Source organism: Rhodoferax sp., assembly GCF_028689305.1.
Lineage (GTDB): Bacteria > Pseudomonadota > Gammaproteobacteria > Burkholderiales > Burkholderiaceae_C > Rhodoferax.
This window is the reverse complement of sequence record NZ_JAQTWM010000119.1, coordinates 1-8649: the sequence shown is the minus strand read 5'-3', so window position 1 is coordinate 8649 and position 8649 is coordinate 1. Positions and strand designations below refer to the sequence as shown.

8 protein-coding genes and 2 pseudogenes are annotated in these 8649 nt (G+C 60.3%); all 10 read left to right on the top strand.

Annotation, left to right across the window (positions count from 1 at the left end):
* A pseudogene (locus PHW99_RS17020) lies at positions 1–223 on the top strand (MBL fold metallo-hydrolase); the annotation flags it as partial.
* 45 nt (positions 224–268) lie between these two features.
* The gene (locus PHW99_RS17015; protein ID WP_300180402.1) at positions 269–1942 is read left to right on the top strand and encodes an FAD-dependent oxidoreductase; all 1674 of its coding nucleotides are present in this window, start codon (positions 269–271) and stop codon (positions 1940–1942) included.
* 10 nt (positions 1943–1952) lie between these two features.
* On the top strand, positions 1953–2177 hold the full coding sequence (locus PHW99_RS17010) for a DUF2783 domain-containing protein (RefSeq protein ID WP_300180399.1): 225 nt from the start codon (positions 1953–1955) through the stop codon (positions 2175–2177).
* 11 nt (positions 2178–2188) lie between these two features.
* Positions 2189–2728 carry a VOC family protein gene (locus tag PHW99_RS17005; protein WP_300180396.1) on the top strand — a complete coding sequence of 180 codons (540 nt, stop codon included), beginning with the start codon at positions 2189–2191 and terminating at the stop codon, positions 2726–2728.
* 3 nt (positions 2729–2731) lie between these two features.
* Positions 2732–3748, top strand: coding sequence for a fumarylacetoacetate hydrolase family protein (locus PHW99_RS17000; protein ID WP_300180393.1), 1017 nt, complete (start codon positions 2732–2734; stop codon positions 3746–3748).
* 104 nt (positions 3749–3852) lie between these two features.
* Positions 3853–5520, top strand: a complete 1668-nt coding sequence (paaN, locus tag PHW99_RS16995; protein ID WP_300180389.1) for a phenylacetic acid degradation protein PaaN — start codon at positions 3853–3855, stop codon at positions 5518–5520.
* Between the two features lie 9 nt (positions 5521–5529).
* Entirely contained in the window at positions 5530–6321 is a 792-nt protein-coding gene (paaG, locus tag PHW99_RS16990; RefSeq protein WP_300180386.1) for a 2-(1,2-epoxy-1,2-dihydrophenyl)acetyl-CoA isomerase PaaG, read from the top strand.
* Positions 6322–6327: 6 nt separating this feature from the next.
* Entirely contained in the window at positions 6328–7854 is a 1527-nt protein-coding gene (gene paaH, locus PHW99_RS16985; protein ID WP_300180383.1) for a 3-hydroxyacyl-CoA dehydrogenase PaaH, read from the top strand.
* The gene (paaI, locus tag PHW99_RS16980; protein ID WP_300180380.1) at positions 7847–8311 is read left to right on the top strand and encodes a hydroxyphenylacetyl-CoA thioesterase PaaI; all 465 of its coding nucleotides are present in this window, start codon (positions 7847–7849) and stop codon (positions 8309–8311) included. Before paaH ends, paaI begins: the two co-directional genes overlap by 8 nt.
* A 60-nt stretch (positions 8312–8371) precedes the next feature.
* Positions 8372–8649 (top strand): annotated as a pseudogene (locus tag PHW99_RS16975) (phenylacetate--CoA ligase); the annotation flags it as partial.

The window sequence follows — 8649 nt, the reverse complement described above, 5'->3', positions numbered from 1 at the left end:
CTCCGCCAAAGAGGCCGTGGCCCAGGGCATGAACCTGAAACAAGCCATGGCGCATTGCCGCAAAGCCATGGACCCCAAGTTTGGCCAGGTCTTCATTTACGAACACTGCCTGCCGTTTGACGTGACCCGTGCCGTGGACGAGGCCAGCGGCATCAAACACCCGCGCATCTGGACGGCCGAGCGTGACAAGGAAATGTGGCACGGCCTGCAAGCGGCGGAATAAGTCACCACAGCATCGGCACAAAAAACCAATCATCGGAGACAAGCCATGTTGAGCACTTACCAATATCCCAAATTTGATTACGTTCGCCCGCCAGAGCAGTCTGGCGCTGAGAAAAAGCGCTACCCCGTGGTGGTGGTGGGCGCTGGCCCGGTGGGTCTGGCCGCTGCCATTGAGTTGGCACAGTCGGGGGTGCCCGTGGTGCTGCTGGACGACGACGACACCGTGTCGGTAGGCTCGCGTGGGGTGTGTTACGCCAAACGTGCGCTGGAGGTGCTGGACCGCATCGGTTTGGGCCAGCCCTGTGTGGACAAGGGCGTGAGCTGGAACGTGGGCCGCACGTTTTTCCGCGAGCAAGAGGTGTACAACTTCAACCTGTTGCCGCAGCCAGACCACAAACGCCCCGGCATGATCAACCTGCAGCAGTATTACCTGGAAGCGTTCGAGGTGAAACGCGCCCAGGAACTGCCCAACCTGGATCTGCGCTTCAAGAACAAGGTGCTGTCCGTGATCCCGCAAGGTGATGGGGCCACGCTGCAGGTGGAAACACCGGACGGCATTTACACGCTGGAAACCGACTGGCTGGTGGTGGCTGACGGAGCCCGCAGTGGCATTCGGCGTTTGATGAACCTGGAAATTGACGGCAAGATCTTCATGGATCGTTTCCTGATTGCCGACGTGGTCATGAAAGCCGATTTTCCGCATGAGCGCTGGTTCTGGTTTGACCCACCGTTTCACCCTGGGCAATCGGTGTTGTTGCACCGCCAGGCTGACAACGTCTACCGTATCGACTTTCAGCTCGGCTGGAATGCTGACCCGGAAGAAGAAAAGAAGCCAGAGAAGGTGATTCCGCGCATCAAGGCCATGCTGGGTGATGAGCGTGAGTTTGAGCTGGAATGGGTCAGCGTCTATACCTTCCAGTGCCGCCGCATGAACGCCTTCACCCACGGCCATGCGCTGTTTGTGGGCGACGCGGCGCACCAGGTGTCGCCATTCGGCGCGCGCGGTGCCAACTCCGGCATTCAGGACACTGACAATCTGTGCTGGAAACTCAAGCTGGTGATTGAGGGCAAAGCCCCACCCGAGTTGCTGGACAGCTATTCTGAAGAACGTGTGTTTGCGGCAGATGAAAACCTGCTCAACTCCACCCGATCCACCGACTTCATCACCCCCAAGAGCAAAACCTCTCTGACTTTTCGCAACGCGGTGCTGAGCCTGGCACGTGACCATGCCTTTGCCCGTGCACTGGTCAACTCGGGCCGTCTGTCGGTACCCAGTTACCTGACCGAATCGCGCCTGAACACGCCGGATGTTGACGCTTTTTCAGGCGACATGGTGCCCGGCGCACCCATGGACGATGCACCGATGCGCTTGCTGGGCCAGGATGCCTGGCTGCTGGATCAGGTCGGTCATCGCTTCATGGTGCTGGTGTGTGTGAATGATGCCGCCATGGTGGATACCCCCCTGCTGGCCAGCTTCACGGCCGTGGCCAACGGGCCCCTGACACCCGAGGTGATTCTTGTGAGCGCCACAGCGGGTACGGCCCCACAGGGCCTGCGGCTGCTGGAAGACCATACCGGGCGTTTCGCCGAGCGTTATGACACCACACCGGGCACCAGCTACCTGATCCGCCCGGACCAGCATGTGGCCGCACGCTGGCGCAGTTTCGATGCCGGGCAGGTCAGCCAGGCCATTGCCCGCGCCACCTGCAACCTTCACTAAGGAGACCGCCATGTCCCTGAACCTGCAACCCAACTTCAATGAATCCGGCAAACGCTACTTTCGGGCCTTCACACCGGGCGACGATTTTTACGAGGCGCTGATCGACACCCACCGCGACCTGAGCGACGAGCAAAGTGCCATGGTCAATGCCAAATTGGTGCTGCTGCTGGCCAACCATGTGGGTGACATCAGCGTGCTGCGCGAAGCCATGCGCATCGCCCGCCAAGATATTTAAGGATCATTCCCATGCAAATCCAGAAAATTCACCATGTGGCTTACCGCTGCAAAGATGCCAAACAAACCGTGGAGTGGTACGGCAAGTACCTCAACATGAATTTCATTCTGGCGATTGCAGAGAACGAAGTGCCTTCCACCAAAGAGCCCGACCCCTACATGCACGTCTTTCTGGACGCGGGCGGCGGCAATGTGCTGGCGTTTTTTGAACTGCCCACCAAACCCGAAATGGGCCGTGACATGAACACGCCAGCCTGGACCCAACACCTGGCGATGCAAGTCGGCTCGATCGACGAACTGCTGGAAACCAAGGCCAAGCTGGAAGCCGACGGCATTGAAGTGGTGGGCCCGACCGACCACACCATTTTCAAATCGATCTACTTTTTTGACCCCAGCGGCCACCGGCTGGAACTGGCAGCCAACACCGGTACACCCAAGATGGCCAAGATGCTCGACGAAGTCAAATGGGCCATGCTCAATGAATGGGCTGAAACCAAAAAAGCTCCGCAACACGCGCGCTGGATGCACGACGGCAGCTACGCCGGGGAATAAGCCATGAAACTTGCCACACTCAAACAAGGTGGGCGTGACGGCACGCTGGTGGTGGTCAACCGCGCACTCACCCATTGCCGCGCCGTGCCCGCCATTGCCCGCACCTTGCAAGCTGCGCTGGACGACTGGCAGGAGTGCGAGCCGCAGTTGCGCCAGGTCTATGAAGCGCTCAACAGTGGGGCCTTCACCAACCCCGACCTGTTTGACCAAGCCGCCTGCCACTCACCCCTGCCACGCGCCTACCAATGGGCCGATGGCTCGGCCTATGTCAACCATGTGGAACTGGTGCGCCGCGCCCGAGGTGCGGAATTGCCGCCTGAGTTCTGGACTGACCCGTTGATGTACCAGGGCGGCTCGGATTCTTTTGTCGGTCCACGCGACCCGGTGTCTGCCCTGTCGGAAGACTGGGGTATTGACCTGGAGGCCGAAGTGGCCGTCATCACCGGCGACGTGAAGATGGGTTGCAGCGTGGCGGAGGCCGCTAAATCGGTGCGGCTGCTGATGCTGGTGAATGACGTGTCGCTGCGCAACCTGATCCCGGCCGAGTTGGCCAAGGGTTTTGGCTTTTTCCAGTCCAAGCCCGCATCAGCCTTCAGCCCGGTGGCGATCACCCCAGACGAATTGGGTGCCGACTGGGCCGACAGCCGGGTACACCGCCCCTTGACTGTGTTTTTGAACGGCAGCTTGTTTGGTCAGCCCGATGCGGGAACCGACATGGTGTTCAACTTTGCTCAACTCATCGCCCACGCCGCCAAGACGCGCGAGCTGTGCGCGGGCTCCATCATTGGCTCGGGCACGGTGTCAAACAAACAAGGGGGTTTGCAGGGCTCATCCATCGCCAACGGGGGTGTCGGTTACTGCTGCATTGCCGAAGTGCGGATGTACGAAACCATTGAATCGGGCCAACCCCAGACCGCCTACCTGCGCTTTGGTGATCAGGTACGGATTGAAATGACCGACCGCATGGGTGCATCGATCTTTGGAGCGATTGAACAAACCGTACAAGCCTATCCAGGCTGATTTTTAAGCGTTTTTTTAAGTCTTTTTGGCCTCTAGCCCTTATCTGATAAGCGCAAGCAGCTATTGTTTTTACTCACCTGATTCAACCTTCCCGGAACACCTTCATGACACATCCCCTCTTTGAAAAACACCGCGCCAAGCTCGACGCTGCCCTCAACGCCATTCACACCCGTGGCTACTGGGCGGCGTACAACGAGACGCCCAGCCCCAAGACCTATGGTGAAACCGCCGCAGACGACGGCAAAAAAGCGTTCGACGCCCACCTGGGGCAAAAATTCGACTTGTCACAGCCCGGCACCACCACCTGGCTGGGCGGCGAAAACTCACCATTTGGCGTTGAGCTCAACGTGAGCTACCCGGTGTCTGACATCCAGGCGCTGATTGATGCCGGCCAGGCCGCCATGACCGGTTGGCAAGCGGTGGGGGTAGAGGGCCGCACCGGCCTGTGTATCGAGATGCTGGACCGCCTGAACGCCCAAAGCTTCGAGATCGCCCACGCGGTGATGATGACCACCGGCCAGGGCTGGATGATGGCGTTTCAGGCCGGTTCACCCCACGCGCAAGACCGTGGCCTGGAAGCTGTGACCTATGCCTACCGCGAGCAAAGTTTTGTACCGGCTGAAGCCACCTGGGAAAAACCACAAGGCAAGAACCCGCCGCTGGTGATGAAGAAACATTTTGAAATTGTCGGCCGGGGTGCGGCGGTGGTGGTGGGTTGTGGCACCTTCCCCACCTGGAACACTTACCCAGGTTTGTTTGCCGCGCTGGCCACCGGCAACGCGGTGATTGTCAAACCGCACGAAAACGCCATCTTGCCCGCCGCCATCACCGTGCGCACCATTCGCACCGTGTTGGCCGAGCACGGCATTGACCCCAATCTGGTCACGCTGTGTATCCCTGACCAGCGCGAAACCACCCAAGCCCTGGTGACCCACCCGGCAGTGAAGTCGGTCGATTTCACCGGTGGCAATGTGTTTGGCCAGTGGCTCATCAACCACTGCCGCCAGGCCCAGGTGTATGCCGAGTTGGCGGGTGTCAACAACATCGTGATCGACTCAACCGACAACTACAAAGGCATGCTGCGTAACCTGGCATTCACCTTGTCGCTGTATTCCGGCCAGATGTGCACCACTTCGCAGGCGCTGTTGGTGCCCGCCGGTGGCATCGACACCGAAGACGGTCACAAGACTTATGACGAGGTGTGTGCTGACCTGGCGCGTGCCTTGGAGGCTTGCCTGGCCAAGCCCGAAGTGGCTTGTGCCGTGTTGGGCGCGGTGCAGTCACCCGCCACGCTGGAGCGGATTGCGCTGGCCAATGGTGGCACGTTGGGCAAGGTCTTGCTGGCCTCCAAAAAGCTCGACAACCCCGAGTTTCCCAAGGCCGAAGTCCACACCCCGGTGCTGCTGGCCTGTGATGCGGCAGACGAGTCCACCTACATGGAAGAACGCTTTGGCCCTATCACTTTTGTAGTGCGCTGCGCAGACACCACAAGCGCTGTTCGCCTGTCTGAGCGTATTGTTTCGACCCACGGCGCGTTGACCGCGGGTCTCTACTCCACCCGAGCGGAAGTGATTGAAGCCATGACAGCAGCCACCTGGCGCTCCAAGGTGGCGCTGTCCATCAACCTGACCGGTGGTGTGTTTGTCAACCAGTCCAGCGCGTTTTCAGACTATCACGGCACTGGCGGCAACCCGGCGGCCAACGCAAGTTATGCGGACTCGGCCTTTGTGGCGAACCGTTTCCGTGTGGTGCAACGCCGCTTTCACGTTTGAGGTTTTGCCATGACTTACCAGAACATTCGTTTTGAGGTGCAGGATGGCATTGCCCGCCTGACGCTCAACCGCCCGGACAAGCTCAACAGCTTTACCGGTGCCATGCATGCTGAACTGCGCGCCGCGCTGGCCACAGTGCAAGACGACAAAACCATCCGTGTGCTGGTGATCACCGGTGCTGGCCGGGGCTTTTGCGCCGGACAAGACCTGGCTGACCCCGACATGGCCATGGGCCCGATGCTGCCTGACATTGGCCAGGTGGTGGAGCACAACTACAAACCCTTGGTGCTGGCGCTGCAAAACCTGCGTGTACCTACGGTGGCCATGGTCAACGGTATTGCTGCCGGGGCCGGGGCCAGTTTGGCACTCGCCTGCGACCTGGTGATTGCGGCCAAATCAGCCTCGTTTTTGCAGGCCTTCAGCAAGATCGGCCTGATTCCCGACACCGGCGGCACCTGGTTTCTGCCGCAGCGCGTGGGTATGGCCCGCGCCATGGGCCTGGCGATGCTGGCCGACAAACTGCCCGCTGAAAAAGCGCAAGACTGGGGCCTGATCTGGCAAGCGGTGGACGATGCGGAACTGGCATCCACAGTGGACAAACTCGCTGCCCAGCTGGCCACCATGCCGACCAAAGCCCTGGTGCGCACCCGCGCCGCCATGCACGCTGCGCCCAACCATACGCTGGAGCAGCAACTCAGCATGGAAGGGGGCTTCATGCGTGAACTGGGCTGGAGCGCCGACTTCAAGGAAGGTGTCGCCGCCTTCATGGACAAGCGCGCCCCTAAGTTCACCGGCAACTGAAGCACCATGACTCAAGCGCTTTCCCCCCAAACCTTGGTGGCTGTCATCGGAGCTGGTGCCATGGGGGCTGGTATTGCCCAGGTGGCCGCCGCCGCCGGGCACAAAGTCAAGCTGCTGGACAACCGCCCCGGCGCAGCCGCTTTGGCGATTGACGGCATTCGTGCCCAGTTTGAAAAAATGGCGGCCAAAGGCAAGCTCAGCTTAGAGGCGGCCCAGGCTGCGGGTGCGCGCCTGCAGGCGGCCGAGCAAGTGGCTGATCTGGCCGATGCGGGCCTGGTGGTGGAAGCCATTGTGGAAAATTTGCAGGTCAAACAAGCCCTGTTCAAAGACCTGGAAGCGGTGGTGATTGAGGCCTGCATTCTGGCCAGCAACACCTCGTCAATTTCCATCACCGCCATTGGGGCGGCGCTCAAAAAACCACAACGCCTGGCCGGGCTGCACTTCTTCAACCCCGCGCCGTTGATGGCGCTGGTCGAGGTGGTGTCAGGCTTGGCCACCGATCTGGCGGTGGCCAATACCTTGTTTGCCACGGCGGCGGCTTGGGGCAAGACCCCGGTACACGCCAAGTCCACGCCCGGTTTTATCGTCAACCGTGTCGCACGTCCTTTTTACGCCGAAGCCTTGCGGGTACTGACCGAGGGTGGTGCCGATTGCGCCACGCTGGATGCCTGCTGCCGCGAGGCCGGTGGTTTTCGCATGGGGCCGTTTGAATTGATGGACATGATTGGCCACGACGTGAACTTTGCCGTGACCCAATCGGTCTGGCGGGCGTTCTTCAACGATCCGCGCTTTTTACCCTCCTTGACCCAGCAGGATCTGGTGGATGCCGGGTTTCTCGGCAAGAAGTCTGGCCGTGGTTTTTACAGCTACCAGGAAGGTGCGCTGAAACCACTGCCTGCCACCGCACCCGCACTCGACCAGCCCCATGACATCGTGGTGTATGGCCAATCTGCCGCTGCCCAGGCCCTGGCCACACGTTTGCAAACCCGTGGTGTTCGCTTCACCCAGGCTGCAGCCCTGGGCGACACGCTGGCCCGCGCGGGGGATACCACCGTGCGCGTGACCGATGGCCGCAGTGCCACCCGCTGCGCCTTTGACACCCAAACACCCAGCACCGTATTGATCGATTTGGCGCTGGACTATTCCCAGGCCACCCGGCTGGCAGTCAGTGTGGCGGCGCAGTGTGACCCCACTGCCGCCGATCACGCCTTCGGCTTGTTGCAAGCCGCCGGTTTTGCCGTATCGCCGTTGCAGGACATTCCCGGCTTGATCGTCATGCGCACCGTGGCCATGCTGGCCAATGAAGCCTTCGATGTGGTCAACCAGGGGGTGTGTGATGCCGCTGCGGTGGACACCGCCATGCGCCTGGGTGTCAATTACCCCTGTGGCCCGCTGGCCTGGGCCAGTGCCATCGGCATCGACAAACTCAGCACGGTGCTCAGCCATCTGGCACAAACCTATGGCGAAGACCGTTACCGCACCTCCCCCCTGATTCAACACCATGTTTATGCAGCAAGGGTCTTTTATGACTGAACACCTCTTCGATCCCCAGGCAATGGCCGACGCCGTGACACAGGCCATGTGGTCGCGCGACCGTGCTACCCAGGGTCTGGGCATCCAAATCCTCAGCGTCAAGCCCGGTTATGCCATGTTTGCCATGCCGGTACGTAGCGACATGGTCAACGGCCACCATATCTGCCACGGTGGTTTCATCTTCACCCTGGCTGACAGCACATTTGCCTTTGCCTGCAACAGCTACAACCAGAACACCGTAGCCTCCAGCTGCAACATCGATTTTCTGGCTCCAGCCCGGGAAGGTGATGTGCTCGAAGCCGAGGCGGTGGAGCGCTCCCTGTCCGGTCGAACCGGCGTGTACGACATCACGGTACGTACCCGCATGGGCAAAACAGTGGCGCTGTTTCGCGGCAAAAGTTACCGCGTCAAGGGTGAAGTGATTGCGGGCCTGCAGCAGACCGATGCCGCGACTTGATCACCCTTGCGCAGAACACCCGATAGACACCCCAAAAAATCAGAGCATGAGGAGACCTACATGACCGCCAAAACCCCACAACCCGGTGAACTTGAGGCCATTGAAACAGCCAGCCGGGACGAAATCTCGGCCCTGCAATTGCAGCGCTTGAAGTGGTCGCTGCAACACGCCTATGACAACGTGCCGTTTCACAAGGCCGCTTTTGATGCCAAGGGGGTACACCCAAGCGACCTGAAGACGCTGGCTGACCTGGCCAAGTTTCCGTTCATGACCAAGACCGCGCTGCGCGACCACTACCCGTTTGGCCTGTTTGCCGTGCCGCAAAACCAGGTGGTGCG

Excerpts from the sequence above, each read along its gene's own strand:
- PHW99_RS17015 (WP_300180402.1), top strand. The coding sequence starts at position 269 with ATGTTGAGCACTTACCAATATCCCAAATTTGATTACGTTCGCCCGCCA.
- PHW99_RS17010 (WP_300180399.1), top strand. The coding sequence starts at position 1,953 with ATGTCCCTGAACCTGCAACCCAACTTCAATGAATCCGGCAAACGCTAC.
- PHW99_RS17005 (WP_300180396.1), top strand. The coding sequence starts at position 2,189 with ATGCAAATCCAGAAAATTCACCATGTGGCTTACCGCTGCAAAGATGCC.
- PHW99_RS17000 (WP_300180393.1), top strand. The coding sequence starts at position 2,732 with ATGAAACTTGCCACACTCAAACAAGGTGGGCGTGACGGCACGCTGGTG.
- paaN (WP_300180389.1), top strand. The coding sequence starts at position 3,853 with ATGACACATCCCCTCTTTGAAAAACACCGCGCCAAGCTCGACGCTGCC.
- paaG (WP_300180386.1), top strand. The coding sequence starts at position 5,530 with ATGACTTACCAGAACATTCGTTTTGAGGTGCAGGATGGCATTGCCCGC.
- paaH (WP_300180383.1), top strand. The coding sequence starts at position 6,328 with ATGACTCAAGCGCTTTCCCCCCAAACCTTGGTGGCTGTCATCGGAGCT.
- paaI (WP_300180380.1), top strand. The coding sequence starts at position 7,847 with ATGACTGAACACCTCTTCGATCCCCAGGCAATGGCCGACGCCGTGACA.